This window comes from Bacteroides caecicola (assembly GCF_023337095.1).
Lineage (GTDB): Bacteria > Bacteroidota > Bacteroidia > Bacteroidales > Bacteroidaceae > Phocaeicola > Phocaeicola gallinarum.
The window spans coordinates 42,451-65,746 of sequence record NZ_JAMBLM010000005.1 but is presented as its reverse complement, the minus strand read 5'-3'; the positions used below and the strand labels follow the sequence as shown (position 1 = coordinate 65,746).

Sequence of the window (23,296 nt, the reverse complement as noted above, 5' to 3'; positions counted from 1 at the left end):
AAAAGTCATCATGGGAATACAAGATATCATCGTACTGATCATTGTTTCTTGCTGCGTACTATATGCAGCAAGAAACATAGTTAAAACATTCACACGCAAAAAGAAAGGCGTATGTAACTGCGGATGCGGATGCTCCGGATGCGCTATGGCTCGAAAGAAAAAATGAGTTTTTTACGTCAAAGGTATTGCAGATTTCAAAAATAGTTGTACCTTTGCATCGCGTTTGAAAAACGAGAGCGCCGAAAGTTCGGTTCCTTGGATGAGTGGCTTAGTCAGCGGTCTGCAAAACCGTGTACGGCGGTTCGAATCCGCCAGGAACCTCGAACGAACATAAACACAAAACCGTAATGGTTCCTTGGATGAGTGGCTTAGTCAGCGGTCTGCAAAACCGTGTACGGCGGTTCGAATCCGCCAGGAACCTCAAACGGCAGAATGCACTCTTAGCTCAGTTGGTAGAGCAACTGACTCTTAATCAGTGGGTCCAGGGTTCGAATCCCTGAGGGTGTACGAAGGAAATTTGACAAATTTATAGTGGATGCACTCTTAGCTCAGTTGGTAGAGCAACTGACTCTTAATCAGTGGGTCCAGGGTTCGAATCCCTGAGGGTGTACCAAAGCCGTGAGGTCAAGAAAGAAAAGAAGGTATCTGAAAAAGATGCCTTCTTTTTTTGTTATGCCGCCAATTCATCATCCATGCTTATGCACAAAAAATTCTATTCCATAAAGACAGGGATGTTATGGAATAGAATTTTCAAAAACAAATGAAAAGAGAAAACACGGATTTACTCTACATATAAAACCAATCCTTTCAAGTATTCACCTTCGGGGTGGTAGATGTTTATCGGATGGTCGCCCGGCTGGGTGAGCTGATGAAGGATACGGACATTACGACCGCTCTGGGCGGCTGCCGTAAACACCGCATTACGGAAGTCTTGCTTGCTGACCACCTGCGAGCAAGAGAAAGTGAACAGGATACCACCCGGACGAATCTTCTCGAATGCCTTTGCATTGAGTTTCGTGTAACCGCGCAATGCGTTACGTAATGCGTCCCGGTGTTTGGCAAAGGCGGGCGGATCGAGTATTATCAAATCGTAACGGTCGCCCATATTATCAAGAAATTTAAACGCATCTTCAGCGTATGATTCATGACGCTTATCTCCGGGAAAGTTGAGCTCCACATTTTTATTGGTCAGGTCGATAGCCTTAGCCGAACTGTCTACCGAATGTACCAACTTTGCCCCACCACGCATCGCATAGAAAGAAAAACCACCTGTATAGCAGAACATATTCAATACGCTTCGCCCGTTGGCATAACGCTCTAACAACGCACGGTTTTCACGCTGGTCGACGAAGAAACCTGTTTTCTGCCCCTTCAGCCAGTCGACATGAAACTTCAAGCCGTTTTCCATCGCCACGTTATCCGGACTGCCTCCTTTGATAAACCCGTTCTCAGTGGCAAGCAAATCGGCTTTAAAAGGCAAAGTAGTTTCCGACTTATAATAAATATTCTGAATCACATCACCCATTACTTCAGTCAGTGCATCGGCTATTTCCATGCGATAGATGTGCATACCGGCAGAATGAGCCTGCATCACGGCTGTATGATTATAAACATCGATAATCAAGCCCGGCAGGTTGTCGCCTTCCCCATGAACCAAGCGATAAGTGTTGTTCTGCGGATTATCAATCAGCCCGAGCGCGCGGCGCAAGTCTTTTGCCACACTTAACCGGCGTACCCAATAAGCACGATCTATTACCTCCTGACGGAAACTGAGTACACGCACCGCAATGCTACCTATCTGAAAATGTCCGCACGCTATAAATTCTTTTTTAGACGTATATACATCTACCACCTCTCCTTCTTCGGGTTCGCCCTCTACACGGGCAATCGCTCCCGAAAACACCCACGGATGGAAACGTTTCAAAGATTCCTCTTTACCGGGTTTTAAATATACTTTCTTATAAGCCATAATCAAAGTTGTTCGTTAGTTACGATTTTATAATTACCATGCTGGCGCAGTTCTTCCAGATATTCATAGATACGAACGCAAGCCCAAGCATCAGTAGCTGCATAGAGTTGTTGCGCTTCGGTCAGTGTATCAGCCTCCCAATTAGACAAGCGTTGACTTTTAGAGACTTTCTCATGAAACAACAAAGCGTAAATTTTCTGCAAGCTCTTTTCTTCTATGCCAAAACGAGGAACATAATCCTGCAACTCTACCCAGTTTCCTTCACGCGGATCTTTCTGATTACGCTTACGAAGCATGGCAAAGTCATCTTTTAAAGACAAACCGACCTTCAGGACATCATTTTGCAGAAAATCTTCCAGAAAGTCCGGCAAACCTATCCGGTTCAAGCGAAAAAGGAAACAGGTATCATAGGTAGCTATCTGCAAAAGAGCAACCTTGTTGACAGCTCCTTTCCGAAAAGACGGACGTGTTTCGGTATCTATCCCTACAACGGAATGTGTATTCAAATAAGTTACAGCCCGCTGAGCATCTTCTTCGGTGTATATCACGAAGATACGTCCGCCGAAAGCTGCTTTCGGCAAAGCAGCCACAGCTTTTTTATCTATTTTATTTCGTATTTCAATCATCCAAAATCAGCTTTTATTCATCTTCTCCCATATCAAGTCCCTCATACAGTTCATCTTCCGTACAAGTGTCTTCATATTCAATATCCTCTTCATCTTCTGCAGGCGTACTATATTTTACTTCATGTAACGCCCGCATGACATTTACCAGACGCTGCCCCCAAAATTCAGCAAAAGCATCGCGCACGACTGCCAGCGCATCGTTCATCGTTCTATCCAGCCCTAACTGATATACACAAATAAAATCCTTCAGTGCCTGATAGATATCCGCCAACCCCTCAGATATACTTTGTTTGATTGGCGTATCGCTGTACATCATATCGTCAAGAAATACTTCCAAGTAATCATCTCTATCCCCCATCAACGCAGAGACCGACACGCGAAGTTGCTCGTAATCAGCCTCGGTAACAAATGTTTCGGGCGGGAACTCATCTATTTGCTCACACTCAGGCAGCAAAGAGGCTTTCAAGTAAAGCAGAGGTAAAAGTTTAAGAGAAGTATCAACAAACTCTCGTCGTTTCAATCGGGAAGCACGCTCCAAGAAACCACACATCTCGGCAGCCACGGTTACAAACTCGACAGTATTTTTGTCAAATATCGGTTGAGTATTATTTTCCATAAATAATATTGGTTAGGGCGCAAAGGTACGAAAAAAATTTTTCAGTTCTACTTTTATTCGTACATTTGCATAAATCTTAAAGATAAAGCATTTCAACAAGACAAATGAAAACAATGAATGATATTAAAAGCGCAACTGAAAAATCTATCAGCCCTAAAAAGGTAATTACTGCCATTAAAAGCGAAACGGCGCACTTTGTGATAGGACTGTTATGTGTTATTTTCGGTGTTTATTTGTTATTAGCATTTAGCTCATTCTTTTTCACGGGCGGAAACGACCAAAGTATCTTAACGCATCCTGAAGGAAACGAATTACTGGAAACCGGTAACAAAATACAGAACTACGCCGGAGCAAGAGGGGCACAGCTTGCCCAGTATCTGATTAATGACTGCTTTGGTATTCCGGCTTATTTTATCATTGTGTTTCTAATCGTGGCCGGTATGAGATTGATGAAAGCATACCAATTCCGGTTGCAGCGGTGGTTTGTAGGCTGTACGGTGGTTATGATTTGGACCTCCATTACGCTGGGATTTGCATTCGACGGAACATTTGAAAACTCTTTCATTTATCCGGGCGGACTTCATGGGTATAACGTAAGCCAGTGGATATGTTCACAAATAGGTACACCGGGACTGATTCTCGCTTTGTTCGTAACAGCTGTGCTTTTCGCCACACTAATCACACGTGAAACAATGCCGTTCATGCGCAAGATTTTCCACCCTACTTTACGCAAACAGAGTCAGGCTCACTCCGAAGAAGTAAAGGCAGAAAGCGACAACAAGAATCGGGCTGACAAAAAAACAATGGCTGAAACGTCCGTACAAACTCCAAACGATATAAAAGTTGAACCTCAGACCAACGTTTCTCCTACTGAAGAGGCAACAGAAACTTTTCCTGAAATCCCCATGACCATGCAGGAAACCAAAGAAACGGAATCTGACGTACAGGTAGCAGCTCAAGAATACAGCCAACAGGAAAATGTAAAAGAAGAATCTGACGAGCAAGACGAACCGCTCTTCGAAATTGACCACACACCAACTGACGAGGTGGAAGATGTTACGCACAGAGATGTTACGCAGCCTTATAATCCCCGACTCGATTTAGAGCACTATAAGTTCCCTACCCTCGACCTGCTCAATACTTATAATGATAATGAGCCTACCATCAACATGGAGGAACAGAATGCCAATAAAGACCGTATCATCCGGGTATTGCGCAGTTTCGACATCGAAATAAGCTCCATCAAGGCGAGCGTAGGCCCGACCATTACATTATATGAAATAACTCCGGCAGAGGGAGTACGCATCTCGAAAATACGTAATCTGGAAGACGATATTGCATTAAGTCTTTCTGCATTGGGTATCCGCATCATTGCTCCGATTCCGGGTAAAGGAACCATCGGTATCGAGGTGCCAAATGCCAATCCGCGCATTGTCCCGATGAGCAGCGTATTGGCGAGCAAGAAGTTTCAGGAAACAACATTTGAGCTTCCCATTGCTTTGGGTAAAACCATCACAAATGAAGTGTTCATGGTTGACCTTGCGAAAGCCCCTCACATGCTGGTTGCCGGTGCTACAGGTCAAGGTAAATCAGTAGGACTGAACGCCATCGTTACCTCCCTACTCTACAAGAAGCATCCCAGCGAACTGAAGTTTGTTATCATCGACCCCAAAAAGGTAGAGTTTGCCATTTATGCGCCGATAGAGAAACATTTCCTTGCCAAACTGCCCGATGGAGAGGATGCCATTATTACGGATGTTACAAAAGTGGTACAAACGCTGAACTCGCTCTGTGTAGAGATGGATACCCGATATGATTTGCTGAAAAAAGCAGGCTGCCGTAACATTAAGGAATACAACAACAAGTTCATCAACCGTCAGTTGAATCCCGAAAAAGGACATCGGTTCATGCCTTATATCGTTATCATCATTGATGAATTCGGCGATTTGATAATGACAGCAGGCAAGGAAGTTGAATTGCCTATTTGTCGCATAGCCCAATTAGCTCGTGCGGTGGGTATTCACGCCATTATCGCAACTCAGCGTCCGACTACGAATATCATCACCGGAACCATCAAAGCGAACTTCCCGGCGCGTGTGGCTTTCCGCGTGGCTTCCATGATGGACTCTCGTACAATTCTTGACCGCCCGGGGGCACAGCAGCTGATTGGTAAGGGAGATATGCTTTATTTGCAGGGAAATGACCCGGTGCGTGTACAGTGCGCTTTTGTCGATACGCCGGAAGTAGAAAGAATTGCCAATTATATCAGCGAACAACAGGGTTATCCTACGGCATTCATGTTGCCCGAATACGTAGACGACAGTGCGGATTCCGGAGGAGCGGCAGAGGTTGATATGAACCGCCTCGACCCGTTGTTCGAAGATGCTGCCCGACTGGTTATTTATCACCAGCAGGGTTCTACATCGCTCATCCAACGGAAGTTTTCTATCGGTTATAACCGGGCAGGACGAATCATGGACCAACTGGAACATGCCGGAATCGTGGGTGCTGCCAACGGTAGCAAAGCGCGCGATGTTCTTTGTATGGATGAAAATGATTTGGAAATGCGCATGAACAGCTTAAAAAATGAATAAAATGAATCGAATTTATACTTTATTTTTCTTACTAATGCTGACATTATCTTTATCAGCACAGCAAGATACAAAAGCAAAAAACATCTTAGATAAAACGGTTGAAAAATACAACCAGTCTAAAGGGATAAGCGTTATTTTCGGAGGCTCACAAAGTGGAAAACTACTTTTAAAAGGAGAAAAATTCCAATTAACTACCCAAGACGTAACGACTTGGTTCGACGGGCAGACGCAATGGAGCTATCTGAAACAAAATGAGGAAGTAAATATCAGCACTCCTACTCCCGAAGAATTAAGAGCCATCAATCCTTATGCGTGGTTATCTCTTTATAAGCAAGGATTTAACTACCGTTACTCAGGCGTCAAAACACGGGAAGGCAAACAAGGTCATGAAATTGTCTTGACTCCTCAAACGAAACAAGATATACAGAGCATAACACTCTTGATTGGTTCGGATTACGAACCGATTTATATCGGAATCTTACCAACGGAAGGACAGATGCAAGAATTCATTGTACACAATTATCGTACACAATTAAATTTGAACGATAATGCTTTCCGTTTTGATAAGAGCAAATATCCCAATGCTGAAATTATTGATATGCGATAAATTAATATTCATATAATTATGACGACAGAACATGTAAAATGCCTGATCATTGGTTCAGGCCCTGCCGGATATACGGCAGCCATTTATGCCGGTCGAGCAAATATTTCCCCTGTGCTTTACGAAGGTATTCAGCCGGGTGGACAGTTAACAACAACTACTGAAGTAGAGAATTTTCCGGGTTATCCCGATGGAGTGACAGGTCCTGTGCTGATGGACGATTTCCGTAAACAAGCAGAAAGATTCGGAGCCGAAATCCGCAACGGCATCGTTACTAAGGCAGATTTAAGCAAAGCCCCCTATACATTCATCGTAGACGAAGAAAAAGAAATCACTGCCGATACGGTTATCATTTCTACCGGAGCTACCGCCAAGTATCTCGGACTGGAAGATGAAAAGAAGTATGCCGGTATGGGAGTCAGCGCCTGTGCTACGTGCGACGGCTTCTTCTACCGCAAAAAAACAGTTGCCGTTATAGGCGGCGGAGACACGGCTTGCGAAGAAGCCATCTATCTGGCAGGTTTGGCAAGTAAAGTTTACTTGGTGGTTCGAAAGCCTTTCTTACGCGCATCGAAAATCATGCAAGAACGTGTGATGAACCATCCCAATATCACCGTGTTATTCGAGCATAACGCCGTAGGATTGTATGGCGACAATGGCGTTGAGGGTATGCACGTGGTGAAGCGGATGGGTGAAGCCGATGAAGAACGTTACGATGTTGCCATCGATGGATTCTTCTTGGCAATCGGTCATCAACCGAACTCCGATATTTTCAAGCCGTGGGTAAAGACCGATGAAGTGGGCTATATCCTCACAGAGCCCGGAACACCACGCACCGGGGTACCGGGAGTATTTGCAGCGGGCGATGTGGCAGACCCTCATTACCGCCAAGCGATAACAGCCGCCGGAAGCGGATGTAAGGCAGCTATCGAAGCCGAACGCTATCTTTCAACAAATGGATTACTTTAATTCAATTATTACTAAGTTATAGAGTTATGAAGAACATGTTTAAGAAAACAATTGCCGTTATCGTCGTTGCAAGTGGTGCGGCAATGGTGTCTGCCCAGCAAATGCCTCCTCTGCCTACCGACCCAGCAGTGCGAGTAGGCAAGTTAGAAAACGGACTGACTTATTACATACGTCACAACGAATTGCCTGAAAAGCAGGCGGATTTTTACATTGCACAAAAGGTGGGTTCTATTTTGGAAGAAGACGATCAGCGGGGATTGGCTCACTTTTTGGAACACATGTGCTTTAACGGTACAACACATTTCCCCGATAATACCTTACGCGAATATCTGGAAACTATCGGAGTAAAATTCGGGGCTAACTTAAATGCCTATACTTCAATAGATGAAACAGTATATAATATTACGAATGTACCCGTAATCCGCGATGGTATTATTGATTCTTGTCTGCTTATTCTGCATGACTGGGCTAACGATTTAACGCTTGCTCCCAAAGAAATAGATAAAGAGCGCGGGGTCATCCACGAAGAATGGCGTACGCGGATGGGTGCCATGATGCGTATGTACGAGCAGGTGTTCCCGGCTATGTACGAAGGAAGCAAATACGGACATCGTTTGCCTATCGGTACGATGGAAGTGGTAGACAATTTCCCCTATCAAGCATTACGTGATTATTATGAAAAATGGTATCGCCCCGACCAACAAGGCATCATTGTAGTGGGAGACATTAACGTGGATTCGATAGAGAACAAGATCAAACGCCTCTTCTCTCCTATCGAGATGCCGAAGAATCCGGCTAAGCGCGAATATTTCCCCGTGCCCGATAATCAGGAACCGATAATCACCATTGCTAAAGATAAAGAGCAGGAAGTTCCTGTGGTTTATCTATTCCATAAGCATGAGGCTATCCCTGACGATCAGAAAAATACGATTGATTATCTTACTGTCAATTATATGACATGGGCTATCGAAGAGATGCTTAACAACCGCATCGATGAATTGATGCAGCAGGCTAACCCGCCTTTCATACAAAGTTTTATTGATGACTCCAACTATTTGCTGGCTAAAACCAAAGGCGCATTTACCGGAGTTGCTGTAACCAAAGAAGACGGTATCTTGAGCGGAACAGAAGCCTTGATGAAAGAAATCGAACGGGTACGCCGTTTCGGATTTACGGCAGGCGAATATGCCCGTGCTAAAGCCGACTATCTGCGCAGTTTGGAAGTAAGTTACAACGAACGTGACAAACAGCGTACGCCGTCTTACGTAAATGAATATTTAGGAAACTTCTTGAATGGCGAGCCGATTCCGGGTACGGAATTTTATTACCAGACGATGACACAAATCGTTCCGATGATTCCGTTGGAGGCTGTTAACGCTTGGATGAAACAATTAATCGGCGAAAACAATATCGTGCTGAGCGTATTCTGTCCGGAAAAAGAAGGTATGAAATATCCTACCGAAGCCGAACTGAAAGCCATCATCGACAAGACCCAAACTGAAGAACTGACGGCGTATGTCGATAAGGTTTCCAACGAACCGCTGCTGAAAGATAAACCGGCACCGGGCAAGGTAGTTAAGAAAGAAGAAGGTGCGTTCGGCACTACCCTGCTGACACTGAGCAACGGGGTGCGGGTGGTTATCAAGCCGACCGACTTCAAAGCCGACCAATTACAGATGGAGGCGTTCAGTCCCGGAGGTAACTCGCTGTTTGATAACAAAGACGTGCTTCAGTTCTCTAACCTTAACGAGGTTGCGGCTTTGGGCGGTCTCGGCAATTTCAGTCTGACCGACCTGAACAAGGTTTTAGCAGGCAAGATGGCATCTGCCAGTGCTTCTGTCAATACATATACCGAAGGAGTAAGCGGCAACTGCTCACCTAAAGATTTGGAAACCATGCTCCAGCTTACTTACATGCTGTTCACCGCTCCGCGTACCGACCAAGAAGCGTTCTCGTCATACATCAACCGCAAGAAAGCGGCACTGACCAATCAGGAAGCTAACCCGATGAGTGTATTTATCGACTCGCTCAACATGACGCTTTACAACAAGAACCCGCGTATTTTCAGCATGAAGGCTGAGATGATGGATAAAGTGGATTACGGAAAGGTAATGGAACTTTATAAAAATCGTTTCGAAGATGCCGGCGACTTTACTTTCTTGTTTGTAGGAAACATTGACATGGAAACGGCAACCCCGCTGATAGAACAATACTTGGGAGGTCTTCCCACCCACGGACGTAAGGAAAACTTCGGACAGACCAACATCAGTTTCCGCAAGGGAAAAGTAGAAAACAATTTCGTACGCCCGCTCGAAACCCCGAAATCTACTGTCGTTTTGGTTAATACCGGCGAATGTCCGTACACGTTGAGAAACAAAATATTGATGAACATTACCGGACAGTTGCTTGACATTCTGTACACGCAGACCATCCGCGAAGAGCAAGGCGGAACGTATGGCGTAAGTTGCGGAGGAAGCATCACGAAGTACCCCGACGAGAAGGCAGCATTCCAAATCTATTTCGATACCGACCCTGCACGTAGAGAGAAGATGGTAGAGCTGGTAAGACAAGGATTAGCCGACTTCACCGCCAACGGTCCGAAAGCTGATGATTTGAATAAAGTGAAAGAATACATGCTGAAAACTTACCAGCAAAACCAAAAGGAAAACGGTTACTGGCTCGGCGTTCTGAACGAATATTACTGGAACGGAATTGATACCAATACCGATTTCGAAAGCATCGTAAACGGCATCACGGCTACCGACCTGAAAGAGTTTGCCAAGACGTTCTTCGGACAAGGTAACCAGATAGAAGTCAGCATGAGTTCTCCCGTAAATAAATAATCATGTTACTTTCCGACATACGAAAAAACCAAAAACTTGCAGCAAGGCGGAGTCCGATATATGAGCGGAACCGCTTTGCCAAGTTTATGATTTATTTCGGTATCACTTTTTGGGCAGCATACTTCGTTTACATCGGAGTTATGCTGTTTTTTGCTTTTAGCGAGGGGATACCGAATATGGAGCCTTATCACATTCTGAACTGCGGTCTGCCGTTCTTTCTGCTGATAGATTTCTTTATGCGCTTCCTGCTACCCACTCCGGTGCAGGAAATCAAACCTTACTTACTCCTCCCTCTCCCCAAGAAGCGGGTACTCAATGCCTTGCTCATACAGGCGGGACTGAATCCGTTTAACCTGTTTTGGCTTTTCCTCTTTGTGCCCTTCGCATGGCTTTCCGTGCTCCGGTTCTATGGAATCCCCGGCGTATTGGGTTACTGCGTGGGGATATGGCTGCTGATGGTGGGCAACGGCTATTGGAGTATGCTGGTGCGGGTGCTGATGCGTCAGAAATTCATCTATATCCTGCTCATATTGCCTGTGTACGGAAGCATGGCGCTTTTGGAGTTCCTGCCCGAAACGGAGTGGACATCGCGGTTTTACATGGATTTGGGCGAAGGATACATCGAATGGAATCCGCTGGCATTTCTCGGCACGCTTGCCGTGGCTATCGGACTGGCGGGAGTGAACCGCTGGGTGCAGGGCAAACTGATTTACCGGGAACTGGCGCGCACGGAAGACAACAAGGTGAAACACATCAGCAACTATTCGTTTTTCGAGCGTTACGGCATCGTGGGCGAATACATGCGTTTGGAACTGAAACTGATATTCCGCAACAAAACTCCGAAGTCGAACTTCTGGAGCTTCCTCTTCATCATGGTAATGTTTGCGTGCGCCCTTGCCGGCGATGTGTACGGCAGCAACAACTACATGAATTATTTCATCTGCCTCTACTGCTACTGTGTGTTCGGGCTGATGACACTGAGCCGAATCATGTCGTTCGAGGGGAATTACATCGACGGGCTGATGGTGCATAAAGAAACCATCTATAACCTGCTGCTCGCCAAGTATTACCTGCAAAGCATCTTCCTGATAATCCCTTTCCTGATGATGCTTTATCCCGTGGTGACAGGCACGGTTTCGCTCCTCACCTCCGCAGCTTACCTGTTTTTTACGATGGGACCGATATTTGCCACCATCATGCAGCTTGCCGTTTATAACGACAAGACCGCCGTCCTTAACGGCGGGTTCATGGCAAAGTCGCAGGGAAACACCATGTATCAAACGCTTATCACGCTCATCGCATTTGCTGCCCCGCTGCTGATACAGAGGATGCTGACGTTCTTCCTGCCCGAAACCGAGGCGGGTATCGCCCTGTTGGTCATCGGACTTGCAACGGTTGCCACGCACCGGATTTGGATAAAAAACATCTACGTGCGCTTAATGAAACGCCGGTATAACAACATGGAAAACTTTAGAAACACACGTTAATCAACTCATCCTTATGATTCTGATTCATGATTTAAAGAAAACCTACGGCAGCAAAGTGGCTGTCGACATACCCGAATATACCATTGCCGAAGGAGAGATATTGGGATTGGTGGGAAACAACGGAGCGGGAAAAACTACGCTTTTCCGCCTGATGCTCGACCTTCTGAAGGCTGACAGCGGAAACGTTACGATAAACGACATTGATGTCAGCCGGAGTGAATCGTGGAAAAATTTCACAGGGGCTTACCTTGATGAGAGTTTCATTATCGACTATCTCACGCCCGAAGAGTATTTCTGTTTCGTGGGAAAAATGTGCGGTTTCACAAAGGCCGAAACAGAGGAACGGATTGAGGCTTACAGCCGCTTCATGGCAGACGAAATCATCGGGCAGAAGAAGTACATCCGCAACCTTTCTGCCGGAAACAGACAGAAGGTGGGGATTATCTCTGCCCTGCTCAGCCGCCCTGCGGTGGTGATTTTAGACGAGCCTTTCAACTTCCTCGACCCCAGTTCGCAATCGTCGCTCAAGCATTTGCTCCGCGAATATAACCGCGAAACATGCGCCACCATCCTCGTGTCGAGCCATAACCTGACCCACACCACAGACATCAGCACACGCATTGCCGTACTGGAACACGGGGTCATCATCCGCGACATCGACAACACCGAAGGAACGGCTTCGGAAGAGCTGGAAGAATACTTCAGAAGGGAATAAGCGGACGAAAAATTCTACCCGAAAGACAGGGTGACGCTAACGCTTGTGTCAAGTAAAACTTCCGCATGGATTTCCTCGCGTTACCCATAGAAATTTCGGCACAAAAAAAATCGGCAATACCCGGAGATAGAAAGCCTCCGGATATTGCCGATTCAAGTATCAAAATCAGCGGCGTACCTCTTACCAAGTCTTCATCAAATAGCGGTCGCCGGTTTCTTCTACTAATTTTTTCAAGAACTCTTCGCTGTATCCCGGACGGTCGAGCGGAGCACTGTTTCCGGTTTCGGGGCGAACCAGCTTACCGTTTTTCACACGCTTCACTGCGCCGTCGTTATAACGGACAATCAGGAACTCACCCAACTTCTTCCAGCTATCCAGTGCGGTGCGTGCAGCCATGTCGGTATAGTTGGTCAGAAACTCCTTCGCTTTCTGCGGGTCTTCCTGATACAGTTTCAACGCTGCACTTTCTATTCCTTCCTGCGCATTGGCATACATATCTTCCAAGCTGTTTTGTACGGAACGCATATCGCCTACCATCAGCGAGTAACGCGGACGAATCATGTCTGCCACCCAGTTATAAATCCAGAAGGCCGAATCCCATGAGAACGTGACACAGTCGCCATTACCTTCGGCATACGGAGCCGGAACACGGTCGGTATTACAGTACACGGGAGTAAACACCGTCATGTTTGCATCGTCTAATCCGAACCACAATACACCGCCTACCATGTCGGGCATCGTAGAACGCATCTGCGAAACAAAAACAAAGCCACTCTGCTGAGTTGAGATAGGACGTTCGTTGAAATAGTCTTTACCATCGACCTTAAAAGTCAGCGGAGAAAGACGATAGGGCGTTTCAAAAGCTCCTGCCCCACAATCTTTTGTAATGTCAAGCGGCGTACCCTCGTAGTGGTCGCGCATGGCGTGCTGAATATCGCGTACAGACACCTTGCGGTCGGGCTTCACGTAAAGAGGCATCGGTTCTTTACTCTCGCCCTGAACGTAAGGCAGGTAAGTCTGTCCCGTTGATTTGCTGAACATGTTATAAAAACTCCATACACGGGCTTCGCAGAAACGAACGTTATCGAAAGTAAGAGGACAATAAGCATCCGCAAAGCTGAAATCGGTATTCTTTCCGGAGAAATAGCCTTTTTCACGGGCGAAAGAAACCACATCCGGAGCGTAGAGGCAGTTCTCTTTGTCGCTCATATTAAATTTATGGATACGGCTTTGGTTGGCGTGTGCAGCGATGCAATCGTCGGGGATGCGCACGGCTACCCATACGGCACCTTTCACTCCCGGTCCTTTACCAATCATTTCCATAATCCAAGCCTCATTAGGGTCGGCGATAGAGAAAGACTCGCCACTGCTGTAATAACCGTACTCTTTTACCAAATCGGTCATTACCTTGATGGCTTCTTTCGCCGTGCGAGAACGCTGAAGCGCCACGTATATCAGACTTCCGTAGTCCATGATACCCGTAGAATCTACCAATTCCGGACGTCCGCCGAACGTAGTTTCGCCGATAGTAACCTGAAACTCGTTCGTATTCCCTATCACGTTATACGTTTGTTTAGCCTCCTTGATTTGTCCCAAATACTTACCGGTATCCCACTCGTAGATGTCGCGCATCGCTCCCGCCGGATGAACGGCTGCCGGATAATGGCAAAGGAATCCGAACAATCCGTACGAATCGGCAGAATAAGACACGATTACCGAACCGTCGGCAGAGGCATTCTTGCCGACAATAAAATTAGTACAGGCCCAACTGCCCGTAACAAAGGCTGTCAAAAACAAGACAGCAAAAACTAATCTTCTCTTCATATATAAATTGGTTTATGTATTGTTTCTTTATTTTTTATGGGAAATATCTCTGACGGCGGCGAGCATGTAGACGCATCAGAAGCGATACGTGCGGCGGGTCTCGTTTCCGCAATAATCCGTCACCACCACTTCTGCCTGATGTGCCACTCCACGTTTCACACGTTCCGGGTCTTGGATAACCAACACGCCTTTCTTTAACCCGAACAAGACGAAATGTCCGTCAATATATACTTTATAAGAGGCAACCCCTGTTTCTGCATCGCCTACCTTAAAACGAATGTTTCGATTCGTGCGCCATCCTTGTATCCCTACCGGAGTTACCCGCGGAGCAACGGTATCGACCGCCACGGCAAAACGTCCCAACGAACGAACGCGGGCTTTCACCCACCCGTCGGAGTACGTTCCGCCCATCGACGCACGGCGTTTCCCTGCCTTTTGCACGATATAGTATTTCGAAGTGTCGGACACGGGGAGGTGGCGCACACCGATAGACAAATCGCAATAATCGTGTAAAGGGGTATTGCCGGCATCCAGCACATAGTCTAACGAAACAGCTCCGCTGTCTCCCGTTACCGAAGTGCGAAGCTCAACATTATCGTAGATGTAACCTCGGGGAATCACCAGCTCCATTCCCGGTTCCTGAATCACGTTTGTCCGATTCCAATAAAGCATCTTGCTGTCAGCCTCCTGACGATATTCCGGTATCGGCTGCCGGCGTCCGCGCACGGTGAAACGGTAAGTCTTCCGATTGCCGAAGTTATCTTCCAATACGTAACGGAAATGATAATCGCGCTCCTCATCTATCGTTACGATACCTTTACTTTCACCGGTATGAAGCAGACGCAAGCGATTGCCGGGCAGCGTACGGGAACGCATAATCAGCCTCCGTGTACGTACCAGTTCATCGTAATCCGTAAAGCCGTTAATCATCCGGTTTTCGGCGGGTGCCACCGCATCGGTGGTGCTATTGAATACCTGAACAGAATCGACATAGAGTGTTACGGAATGTACACCATAAAAGTTGGAAGTACCGTCCATATAATCTTTTGCACTGATACCCGTATAGATTTCACCCCATGCGCTGACCGGCTGATTCAGTGAGGCTATCGGGACGAGTTTTTTACGCTGCGAACCGTTTACCACTCCTTTGCCTTCTACGGGATAAAAGCCGACAAGACTTGCCACCGGTGCTTTTTTATCTGAAAGATACCGCTTGAAGTAAGGCATGGGGTCGATATATTCGTCTGTATCCGTACGGCGAAGCTCCAAATGCAAATGCGGACCAGCCGACGAACCTTCGTTTCCGCTCAGCGCGATAACATCGCCCTGCTTTACGGGAAACTGTTCGGGCGTAAACGTCAGGCTGCAAGTAAAAGTCTCGTTAGCATATTGATAGTTGCGCAGATACTGCTGGATTTCCGGGGCAAAAGCCACAATATGCCCGTACACCGAAGTCAATCCGTTAGGATGAGCCACATAAATAGCCTGCCCATACCCTCCGTGGAATACGGCAATGCGTGAAACATACCCGTCTGCGATGCAGCGAATCGGTTTTCCGGTCACACCCTGTGTTTTTATATCCAGTCCGTTATGAAAATGATTGGGACGAAGTTCCCCGAAATTGGCACTCAGCAACAAAGGGAAATCAAATGGCGAACAAAAGTCGACCCGTACAGAATCTTGTGCCTGCATCGAGAGGGCTCCTCCTCCCACAAACACAAACATCAACTTTCGTACAGAAAATAGAACTTGCTTTAATTTCTTTCTCACTTCGTTTCGTCTTTCTTTGCATCTTTATCCGTCGAAGTATTTTCCTCGTCGCCTACCCCGTTCAGTCCTTCTTTGAAATTTTTCACACCCTTTCCCATACCTTTCATCAGTTCGGGAATCTTTTTACCGCCGAAAAGCAGCAATACCACCAACAGGATAATCAGAATTTCCTGTGTGCCCAAGCCTAAAAACAATAGTGTATTCATATCCGTTATCGTTGTTTTATCTTATCTGCGTACAAATATAATAGGATTTTAATAAAAAACGGGCACGAATCACAAGGATTCATGCCCGAAAGTCCATTAAAAAACCGTTATTTACGGAAAGGCGGTTTTACAACCTGCGCTTTCAGCTTACGTCCGCGATTATCCAAATAGATTTCCGTTCCGGGTTTGGCAAAAGCTGTTTCCACATATCCCAACCCGATACCGATTTTACGTATAGGCGACATCGTGCCGGAAGTTACGTGCCCGATGGTTCTCCCTTCGGCGTCGGTCAGTGCATAACCGTGGCGCGGAATGCCTCTGTCTATCATCTCGAAGCCCACCAACTTACGGCTCACACCTTCGGCTTTCTGCTGTTCCAGCGCGGCCCGGTTCGTAAAGTTCTTGCCTTCTACAAACTTGGTTATCCAACCCAATCCGGCTTCGAGCGGTGAAGTGGTGTCATCGATATCGTTACCATAGAGGCAGAATCCCATCTCCAGACGGAGCGTATCACGGGCTCCTAATCCTGCGGGCTTGATGCCAAACTCTTCGCCGGCTTCGAAGATGGCGTCCCATATCTTCATTGCATATTGAGGATAGAAATACAGTTCGAAACCGCCCGCCCCGGTGTATCCGGTATTCGAAATGATAACATTAGGCACACCGGCAAACTCGCCTACACGGAAAGTGTAGTAAGGGATTTCACTCAGGTTGACGGAAGTCAGTTTCTGTAATGCGTCAACCGCTTTCGGTCCTTGAACAGCGAGTTGAGCAATGTTATCGGAAGCATTTTCCAATTCCGCCCCCACCTGATTATGCGAAACACACCAATTCCAATCTTTATCAATATTTGCAGCATTCACTACCAGCATATACTTTTCAGGCTCGTAGGCATATACCAGCAAATCGTCGACTATACCGCCCGTTTCGTTGGGGAAACACGTATATTGGATTTTTCCGGGTGTCAACACAGCAACGTTGTTCGATGTAACTTGTTGAAGGAACTCAAGTGCGTGAGGCCCTTTTACCCAAAACTCGCCCATGTGAGAAACGTCGAACACACCAACGGCATTACATACCGTCAGATGTTCATCAATGATTCCAGAATATTCGATGGGCATGTTATAGCCTGCAAATTCGTGCATTTTTGCGCCAAGCGCAATGTGTTTTTCAGTAAACGGAGTTGTTTTCATAGTGATTTGGTATTAAGAATTAAGTTATTGAAGACCGGCCATATTCTCCGGCCTTCAATATTTACGTTTTATCAATATCTCTTAGCTGTTAGTTCTGCTATTTTTACTACCACATTCATGGCTTTTTCAATTGATTGCACAGGTACAAACTCATAACGTCCGTGGAAGTTCAATCCGCCGGCAAAGATGTTCGGACACGGCAAACCTTTAAATGAGAGTTGCGCACCGTCTGTTCCGCCACGGATGGCTTTTACGTGAGGCTCTACTCCTGCTTCCTGCATGGCAGCGAACGCAATGTCGATAATGTGCATCAACGGCTCTACCTGCTGGCGCATGTTATAATATTGGTCTTTAAGCTCTACCGTAACCAGTTCTTCGCCGTATTTTCCGTTGATACGTGCCGCACAGTCTTGCATAAGTGCCTTGCGCGATTCAAATTTCTCACGGTCGTGGTCGCGGATGATGTACGAAAGCATCGTGCTTTCTACCTCTCCCTCCATGCCTATCAAGTGATAGAATCCTTCGTAGCCTTCGGTAGTTGCGGGTGTTTCATCGGCAGGAAGCATGGAAACAAACTCATTGGCTACCAAGAGCGAATTGATCATCTTGTTTTTGGCATAGCCGGGATGCACGTTGCGTCCTTTTACCTGTACCTTCGCCGCGGCTGCATTGAAGTTTTCAAACTCCAGCTCTCCTACTTCGCCGCCGTCCATCGTATATGCCCATTTCGCTCCGAATTTTTCCACATCAAACTTATGGGCCCCCAGTCCGATTTCTTCGTCGGGGTTAAAACCGATGCGGATTTTTCCGTGCGGGATTTCGGGATGCTGCTTCAAGTAAGCCATCGCACCGATAATCTCGGCAATACCCGCCTTGTCATCGGCACCCAGAAGCGTATGACCATCGGTTACAATCAAGTCTTCACCTACGTGGTCAAGCAATTCGGGGAAACGTTTCGGCGAAAGGATGATTCCTTCTGCTTCACACAAAGCAATGTCTGTACCGTCATAGTTCTCCACGATACGCGGGTTTACATTTTCTCCACTCATGTCGGGGCTGGTGTCAATATGGGCAATGAAGCCGATAACGGGCACAGGACGGTCTACATTCGCAGGAAGCGTAGCGAAAAGGTAACCATTGTCATCGAGCGATATTTCCTCCAGCCCGAGGTCTTCCAACTCTGTTTTCAAATATTGTGCAAACACCATCTGTTTCGGTGTACTGGGGGTAACACCGGTCGATTCATCAGACTGAGTGTCGAATGTTACGTACTTTAAAAAGCGTTCTATTACTGTCATATTCTTTTATGTTATGAAAAATTCGTTGATGTAAAGGTAAAAAATAGCCTCCGAATAGCCAAACCTGTTACCATTTTTTATTAAAAACAGCGGCTATACCTCAAAGTCTTATAACGGATATTCGTTTTTTCAACGAACTTTTGTACTTTTGCACAATATCAATTAACCGAATGTCCCCGACATAACAGTATGAAAAGACTTATTTTTATCTGCATAGCCTGCCTGCTTACGCTCGGCAGTTTTGCACAAGAGCCGCAAGACTCCATTACAAAACCACCTACGATGAGCAAAAAAGAACTGCGACGCCAACGGGTGGCTCAGCGCAATTTCCATTATAATATATTGGGAGGTCCAAGTTTCAGTCCGGACTTTGGCTTGCTGGTGGGAGGAAGCGCACTGATGACTTTCCGGATGAATGCAAAAGATACCACAATGCGCCGCTCGGTGGTGCCGGCCGCTATGGCATTTATGTTCAACGGAGGATTGAACATCATGGTGAAACCGCAGCTTTTCTTTAAAGATGACCGTTTCCGCATTTTCGGACAATTCAGTTATAAGAATACGCAAGAAAACTTTTACGGTGTAGGATATTCTACGAACAAAGACTATGTGCGCAGCGATACCACAAGCCAGTACCGTTACAGCGGAATACAAATCAACCCGTGGTTCTTATTCCGGGTAAGCGATACCGACTTTTTTATCGGACCGCAAATTGATTTGAATTACGACCACATTACCGACCCTGCCAAGTATCTTGTCACCGAATCGAGCTATGTCGAAGCAGGTGGTACGAAAAACGGATATAAGAATTTCAGTTCGGGTGTCGGATTTCTTGCCACTTACGATACACGCGATATTCCTGCAAATCCTTACAAGGGGATTTATCTGAATATCAGCGGCATGATGTATGAAAAGTTTTTGGGAAGCGATACCGAGTTTTACCGCTTCGAGTTAGATTACCGGCAATATAAGTTGGTAGGACAGCGCAAGGTGCTGGCATGGACTGTGCAGAGCAAACACGTATTCGGCGATGTGCCTTTAAATAAATACGTATTAAGCGGAACGCCTTTCGACTTACGCGGATATTACATGGGGCAGTATCGGGACAAGTCTTCTCACATAGCTCTTGTGGAGTACAGGCAAATGTTTAACAACGACCGTAGCAACCGACTGAAAAAAATATTAAGCCATTTGGGATTTGTTGCATGGGGAGGCTGCGGGTTCATGGGACCTACACCGGGGAAAATAGAAGGGGTACTTCCTAACGCCGGACTGGGGTTGCGCATTGAGGTACAGCCTCGTATGAACGTGCGGCTTGATTTCGGGCGGAACTTTATCAACAGACAGAATTTATTTTATTTCAACATGACCGAAGCTTTCTAACGGTATGCGGGGAGATTCTGTCAACACTTGCATCAAACCGCAGGTTCTCATGCCGGCATGAGTTATTTCATCCCATATAAAAATCAGGAGCCACCCGCCGGTAGTTCCTGATTTTGTTTTTATAACAATTCTTTTACCGCTTCCAGCATTCCCTTCTCCAGAATATCATCTAAATACTTTTTCACGAGAGCTGTCAGCCCCGGTATATGGTTTAAGTCTTCATCCCAAATAAATGTTGCGCCCAATACGCCTTTGGCTACTTCCTGCGTGTCGTTCGTTTTCCATAACTTTTGCAGCCATTCTATTATTTCGGGTGAATCATCGGGCTTGATTTCTGTGCCGTCGGCACGATTTCCACCTTTATAATAAACAATCATGGCGGCAAGCCCCAAAACAAGTCCTTCGGGCAATTTGCCTTTACGCGCCAGATAGACCTTTACTCCCGGCAAATCGCGTGTACGGTATTTGGGGAAAGAATTCAGCATGATAGATGTTAAGCGATGATCTACAAAGGGGTTATTAAAACGTTCCAATACGTCATGCGCAAACTGTTCAAGCTCGGCTTTCGGCAAATTCAATGTTTCCATCAACTCGTCAAACATCACCCGATGAATGTATCTGCCGATAACCTCATGACGGCACGCATCACGCACTATGTTTATACCCGACAGATAGGCCACAGGCGATAATACCGTATGAGGACCGTTAAGCAACGTAACTTTCCGCTCGTGGTAGGGCGCCTCAGAATCGACAAACAAGACGTTCAGACCTGCCTTATCAGCCGGAAATTCGGCCGCAACAGATTTCGGAGCCTCGATAACCCACAAGTGAAAAACTTCTGCCTGAACTACCAGATTATCATCATATCCCAACGTATTCTTGATGCGGTCAATATCTTTGTGCGGAAACCCCGGCACAATGCGGTCGACCAACGTGGCATATACTCCGCAAGCCGTTTCAAACCAACGGCGAAACTCATCCCCTAAGTTCCAATGCCTGATATATCGGATAATGGTTTCCTTCAGCCGGTGCCCGTTCAAGAATATCAACTCGCAAGGAAAGATTATCAATCCCTTCGAAGGGTCTCCACCGAACTTCCTGAAACGGTGATAAAGCAACTGGGTCAGCTTGCCCGGATACGAAGCCGCCGGAGCATCGTCAAAACGGCAAGCTGAATCGAAAACAATGCCTGCTTCGGTGGTATTTGATATCACAAAACGCATGTCAGGCTGCTCGGCTAACTTCAGGTAATCGGCAAACTGCGTATAAGGGTTAAGCGCCCGGCTAATGACATCTATTTTAGTCAGACTGTTTACCGGCCGTCCCTTTTCCAGTCCCTGCAAATTTACATGATACAGACAATCTTGCACATTCAAAGCCTCTGCCATTCCGTTTTCGATAGGCTGCACCACCACTACGCTGCCGTTAAAACCGGTCTTTTCATCCATGTTATAGATAATCCAATCGGCAAACGCACGCAAGAAATTACCTTCGCCAAACTGAATGATGCGTTCGGGACGCAAAGTCTTCCCCGCAGTCTTTTTGTTTAAAACTTCCATGTTGTCCAATGATTTGATGTATCGGCAAATATAGAGATTTTTTTGGTCATTATACAGAAAATACATATATTCGTGTTCGATAACGAAGGCTGTATAAGCACGATTTGCCCTCGAAATACACCCTAACAGAGACATCAAACGAATTTATATACGCTTATGAAAAAATTCATGGACGAAAACTTCCTGTTACAGACTCAAACCGCGCAGGAACTTTATCACAATCATGCGGCAAAAATGCCCATCATCGACTACCATTGCCACCTTAGCCCCAAGATGGTGGCAGAAGACCATCAATTTACGTCTATCACTGAAATATGGTTAGGAGGCGACCATTACAAATGGCGTGCGATGCGCGCGAACGGAGTAGCGGAACGATACTGTACGGGAAACGACACATCCGACTGGGAGAAATTTGAAAAATGGGCCGAAACCGTGCCATACACCCTGCGTAATCCACTCTATCACTGGACTCATCTGGAGCTGAAAACAGCTTTCGGCATCGAAAAAGTATTAAATCCTACAACTGCCCGCGAAATATTCGATGAATGTAATGCCAAACTCGCCACACCCGAATACTCGGCACGCAACCTGATGCGCCGCTACCACGTAGAGGCTGTATGTACCACCGACGACCCGACCGACTCTTTGGAATATCATATCGCCACGCGCCAGAGTGGTTTTGAAATAAAAATGCTTCCTACATGGAGGCCGGACAAGGCTATGGCGGTAGAACACCCGGCAGAGTTCCGCACTTATATGGAGAAACTCAGCGAAGTGAGCGGTGTGTCTATCCACCGTTTTGACGATATGGTTACGGCCTTACAAAAACGCCATGACTTTTTCGGCGAACAGGGATGCAAACTGTCTGACCACGGCATTGAAGAATTTTATGCGGAAGATTATACCGATAAAGAAATCGACAGCATATTCAACAAAGTATATGGAGGCAAGCCACTAACCTGCGGAGAAGTACGGAAATTTAAATCAGCAATGCTGGTGATATTCGGGGAAATGGATGCTGAAACAAACTGGACACAACAATTCCATTACGGGGCTTTACGCAACAACAACACGAAGATGTTTAAGCTGCTGGGAGCAGATACGGGGTTCGACTCCATCGGAGAATTTTCCACAGCCACAGCAATGTCGAAATACCTCGACCGGCTGAACAGTGAAGGAAAGCTGGCAAAAACCATCTTGTATAACCTGAATCCGTGTGCGAATGAAGTCGTAGCTACAATGGCAGGAAACTTTCAAGACGGTTCGATACCGGGAAAAATCCAGTTCGGTTCCGGCTGGTGGTTCCTCGACCAGAAAGACGGCATGGAAAAACAGATAAATACATTATCGCTGTTAGGGCTGTTAAGCCGCTTTGTGGGGATGCTGACAGACTCCCGGTCGTTTCTCTCCTATCCGCGCCACGAATATTTCCGCCGTACACTGTGCAACCTCTTGGGAAACGATGTAGAAAACGGCGAAATACCGGAATCTGAAATGACTCGTGTACGCCAAATGGTAGAAGACATCTGTTATAACAACGCCAAGCATTTCTTCAACTTCTAAACATGGATGAAAACCGGAGAGGAAAGTGATTTAAACAGGTTCTTATAGCGAGCTTATTTTCAAGGCTTTACCGCTTA

At 46.4% G+C, this 23,296-nt stretch carries 18 protein-coding genes and 4 tRNA genes; 13 read left to right on the top strand and 9 right to left on the bottom strand.

Features of this window, described 5'->3' with window-relative positions; genetic code table 11:
* The first annotated feature begins 10 nt into the window (after positions 1-10).
* From M3085_RS06320 to M3085_RS06300, 5 genes are all read left to right on the top strand, one after another.
* On the top strand, positions 11-166 hold the full coding sequence (locus M3085_RS06320; RefSeq protein ID WP_191709516.1) for a FeoB-associated Cys-rich membrane protein: 156 nt from the start codon (positions 11-13) through the stop codon (positions 164-166).
* Positions 167-249: 83 nt separating this feature from the next.
* Positions 250-321 (top strand) — tRNA-Cys (locus M3085_RS06315).
* A gap of 28 nt (positions 322-349) precedes the next feature.
* Positions 350-421: transfer RNA gene (locus tag M3085_RS06310), tRNA-Cys, on the top strand.
* Positions 422-434: 13 nt separating this feature from the next.
* A tRNA-Lys gene (locus tag M3085_RS06305) sits at positions 435-507 on the top strand.
* 30 nt (positions 508-537) lie between these two features.
* Positions 538-613 (top strand) — tRNA-Lys (locus M3085_RS06300).
* 168 nt (positions 614-781) lie between these two features.
* On the opposite strand, the gene M3085_RS06295 is transcribed toward M3085_RS06300, so the two are convergent.
* From M3085_RS06295 to M3085_RS06285, 3 genes are read right to left on the bottom strand one after another with little or no spacing between them, the layout of a single operon-like run.
* Positions 782-1,969 (bottom strand): class I SAM-dependent rRNA methyltransferase, encoded by a 1,188-nt coding sequence (locus M3085_RS06295; protein WP_249052546.1) that lies wholly within the window; start codon positions 1,967-1,969, stop codon positions 782-784.
* Positions 1,970-1,971: 2 nt separating this feature from the next.
* Positions 1,972-2,595 carry a 3'-5' exonuclease gene (locus M3085_RS06290; protein WP_249052545.1) on the bottom strand — a complete coding sequence of 208 codons (624 nt, stop codon included), beginning with the start codon at positions 2,593-2,595 and terminating at the stop codon, positions 1,972-1,974.
* 13 nt (positions 2,596-2,608) lie between these two features.
* Complete coding sequence (locus tag M3085_RS06285) at positions 2,609-3,211, bottom strand: DUF5063 domain-containing protein (RefSeq protein WP_249052544.1); 603 nt, start codon at positions 3,209-3,211, stop codon at positions 2,609-2,611.
* Positions 3,212-3,315: 104 nt separating this feature from the next.
* Here M3085_RS06285 and M3085_RS06280 point away from each other — a divergent pair, with 104 nt between their 5' ends.
* The 6 genes from M3085_RS06280 to M3085_RS06255 are packed head-to-tail and all read left to right on the top strand — an operon-like array spanning position 3,316 to position 12,423.
* On the top strand, positions 3,316-5,805 hold the full coding sequence (locus tag M3085_RS06280) for a DNA translocase FtsK 4TM domain-containing protein (protein ID WP_410554322.1): 2,490 nt from the start codon (positions 3,316-3,318) through the stop codon (positions 5,803-5,805).
* A complete protein-coding gene (locus M3085_RS06275; protein ID WP_178256588.1) occupies positions 5,798-6,412 on the top strand; it encodes a LolA-like putative outer membrane lipoprotein chaperone in 615 nt (204 codons plus the stop codon). The genes M3085_RS06280 and M3085_RS06275 overlap by 8 nt, the downstream gene beginning before the upstream one ends.
* Positions 6,413-6,430: 18 nt before the next feature.
* Complete coding sequence (gene trxB, locus M3085_RS06270) at positions 6,431-7,378, top strand: thioredoxin-disulfide reductase (protein WP_191709518.1); 948 nt, start codon at positions 6,431-6,433, stop codon at positions 7,376-7,378.
* Positions 7,379-7,404: 26 nt separating this feature from the next.
* Positions 7,405-10,221, top strand: a complete 2,817-nt coding sequence (locus tag M3085_RS06265) for a M16 family metallopeptidase (protein ID WP_410554320.1) — start codon at positions 7,405-7,407, stop codon at positions 10,219-10,221.
* A gap of 2 nt (positions 10,222-10,223) precedes the next feature.
* Positions 10,224-11,708, top strand: coding sequence for a DUF5687 family protein (locus M3085_RS06260; RefSeq protein WP_191709520.1), 1,485 nt, complete (start codon positions 10,224-10,226; stop codon positions 11,706-11,708).
* Between the two features lie 13 nt (positions 11,709-11,721).
* Positions 11,722-12,423: an ABC transporter ATP-binding protein gene (locus tag M3085_RS06255; protein WP_249052542.1), complete on the top strand. Its 702-nt coding sequence runs from the start codon at positions 11,722-11,724 to the stop codon at positions 12,421-12,423.
* A 180-nt stretch (positions 12,424-12,603) separates the two neighbouring features.
* On the opposite strand, the gene M3085_RS06250 is transcribed toward M3085_RS06255, so the two are convergent.
* From M3085_RS06250 to pepT, 5 genes are all read right to left on the bottom strand, one after another.
* Positions 12,604-14,247: a C69 family dipeptidase gene (locus M3085_RS06250; RefSeq protein ID WP_178256593.1), complete on the bottom strand. Its 1,644-nt coding sequence runs from the start codon at positions 14,245-14,247 to the stop codon at positions 12,604-12,606.
* A 75-nt stretch (positions 14,248-14,322) separates the two neighbouring features.
* A complete protein-coding gene (locus M3085_RS06245) occupies positions 14,323-15,972 on the bottom strand; it encodes a M23 family metallopeptidase (RefSeq protein ID WP_178256620.1) in 1,650 nt (549 codons plus the stop codon).
* 41 nt (positions 15,973-16,013) lie between these two features.
* A complete protein-coding gene (gene tatA / locus M3085_RS06240; protein WP_178256594.1) occupies positions 16,014-16,223 on the bottom strand; it encodes a twin-arginine translocase TatA/TatE family subunit in 210 nt (69 codons plus the stop codon).
* Positions 16,224-16,330: 107 nt separating this feature from the next.
* Positions 16,331-17,416: a glycine cleavage system aminomethyltransferase GcvT gene (gcvT, locus tag M3085_RS06235; protein WP_178256595.1), complete on the bottom strand. Its 1,086-nt coding sequence runs from the start codon at positions 17,414-17,416 to the stop codon at positions 16,331-16,333.
* Between the two features lie 71 nt (positions 17,417-17,487).
* Complete coding sequence (gene pepT, locus M3085_RS06230) at positions 17,488-18,714, bottom strand: peptidase T (RefSeq protein WP_178256596.1); 1,227 nt, start codon at positions 18,712-18,714, stop codon at positions 17,488-17,490.
* Positions 18,715-18,903: 189 nt separating this feature from the next.
* Between pepT and M3085_RS06225 the strand changes: the two genes are divergently transcribed.
* Positions 18,904-20,097 (top strand): BamA/TamA family outer membrane protein, encoded by a 1,194-nt coding sequence (locus M3085_RS06225; protein WP_178256597.1) that lies wholly within the window; start codon positions 18,904-18,906, stop codon positions 20,095-20,097.
* A gap of 119 nt (positions 20,098-20,216) precedes the next feature.
* Here M3085_RS06225 and M3085_RS06220 read toward each other — a convergent pair whose 3' ends face one another.
* Positions 20,217-21,656, bottom strand: a complete 1,440-nt coding sequence (locus tag M3085_RS06220) for a tagaturonate reductase (RefSeq protein WP_249052541.1) — start codon at positions 21,654-21,656, stop codon at positions 20,217-20,219.
* 156 nt (positions 21,657-21,812) lie between these two features.
* On the opposite strand from M3085_RS06220, the gene uxaC reads away from it, so the two are divergent.
* Positions 21,813-23,219 (top strand): glucuronate isomerase, encoded by a 1,407-nt coding sequence (gene uxaC / locus M3085_RS06215; protein ID WP_191709524.1) that lies wholly within the window; start codon positions 21,813-21,815, stop codon positions 23,217-23,219.
* Positions 23,220-23,296 lie beyond the last annotated feature (77 nt).

Excerpts from the sequence above, each read along its gene's own strand:
- M3085_RS06275 (WP_178256588.1), top strand. The coding sequence starts at position 5,798 with ATGAATAAAATGAATCGAATTTATACTTTATTTTTCTTACTAATGCTG.
- M3085_RS06225 (WP_178256597.1), top strand. The coding sequence starts at position 18,904 with ATGAAAAGACTTATTTTTATCTGCATAGCCTGCCTGCTTACGCTCGGC.
- M3085_RS06285 (WP_249052544.1), bottom strand. The coding sequence starts at position 3,211 with ATGGAAAATAATACTCAACCGATATTTGACAAAAATACTGTCGAGTTT.
- M3085_RS06280 (WP_410554322.1), top strand. The coding sequence starts at position 3,316 with ATGAAAACAATGAATGATATTAAAAGCGCAACTGAAAAATCTATCAGC.
- trxB (WP_191709518.1), top strand. The coding sequence starts at position 6,431 with ATGACGACAGAACATGTAAAATGCCTGATCATTGGTTCAGGCCCTGCC.
- M3085_RS06260 (WP_191709520.1), top strand. The coding sequence starts at position 10,224 with ATGTTACTTTCCGACATACGAAAAAACCAAAAACTTGCAGCAAGGCGG.
- uxaC (WP_191709524.1), top strand. The coding sequence starts at position 21,813 with ATGAAAAAATTCATGGACGAAAACTTCCTGTTACAGACTCAAACCGCG.
- M3085_RS06320 (WP_191709516.1), top strand. The coding sequence starts at position 11 with ATGGGAATACAAGATATCATCGTACTGATCATTGTTTCTTGCTGCGTA.
- tatA (WP_178256594.1), bottom strand. The coding sequence starts at position 16,223 with ATGAATACACTATTGTTTTTAGGCTTGGGCACACAGGAAATTCTGATT.
- M3085_RS06245 (WP_178256620.1), bottom strand. The coding sequence starts at position 15,972 with ATGTTTGTGTTTGTGGGAGGAGGAGCCCTCTCGATGCAGGCACAAGAT.
- M3085_RS06290 (WP_249052545.1), bottom strand. The coding sequence starts at position 2,595 with ATGATTGAAATACGAAATAAAATAGATAAAAAAGCTGTGGCTGCTTTG.
- pepT (WP_178256596.1), bottom strand. The coding sequence starts at position 18,714 with ATGACAGTAATAGAACGCTTTTTAAAGTACGTAACATTCGACACTCAG.
- M3085_RS06220 (WP_249052541.1), bottom strand. The coding sequence starts at position 21,656 with ATGGAAGTTTTAAACAAAAAGACTGCGGGGAAGACTTTGCGTCCCGAA.
- M3085_RS06250 (WP_178256593.1), bottom strand. The coding sequence starts at position 14,247 with ATGAAGAGAAGATTAGTTTTTGCTGTCTTGTTTTTGACAGCCTTTGTT.
- gcvT (WP_178256595.1), bottom strand. The coding sequence starts at position 17,416 with ATGAAAACAACTCCGTTTACTGAAAAACACATTGCGCTTGGCGCAAAA.
- M3085_RS06265 (WP_410554320.1), top strand. The coding sequence starts at position 7,405 with ATGAAGAACATGTTTAAGAAAACAATTGCCGTTATCGTCGTTGCAAGT.
- M3085_RS06295 (WP_249052546.1), bottom strand. The coding sequence starts at position 1,969 with ATGGCTTATAAGAAAGTATATTTAAAACCCGGTAAAGAGGAATCTTTG.
- M3085_RS06255 (WP_249052542.1), top strand. The coding sequence starts at position 11,722 with ATGATTCTGATTCATGATTTAAAGAAAACCTACGGCAGCAAAGTGGCT.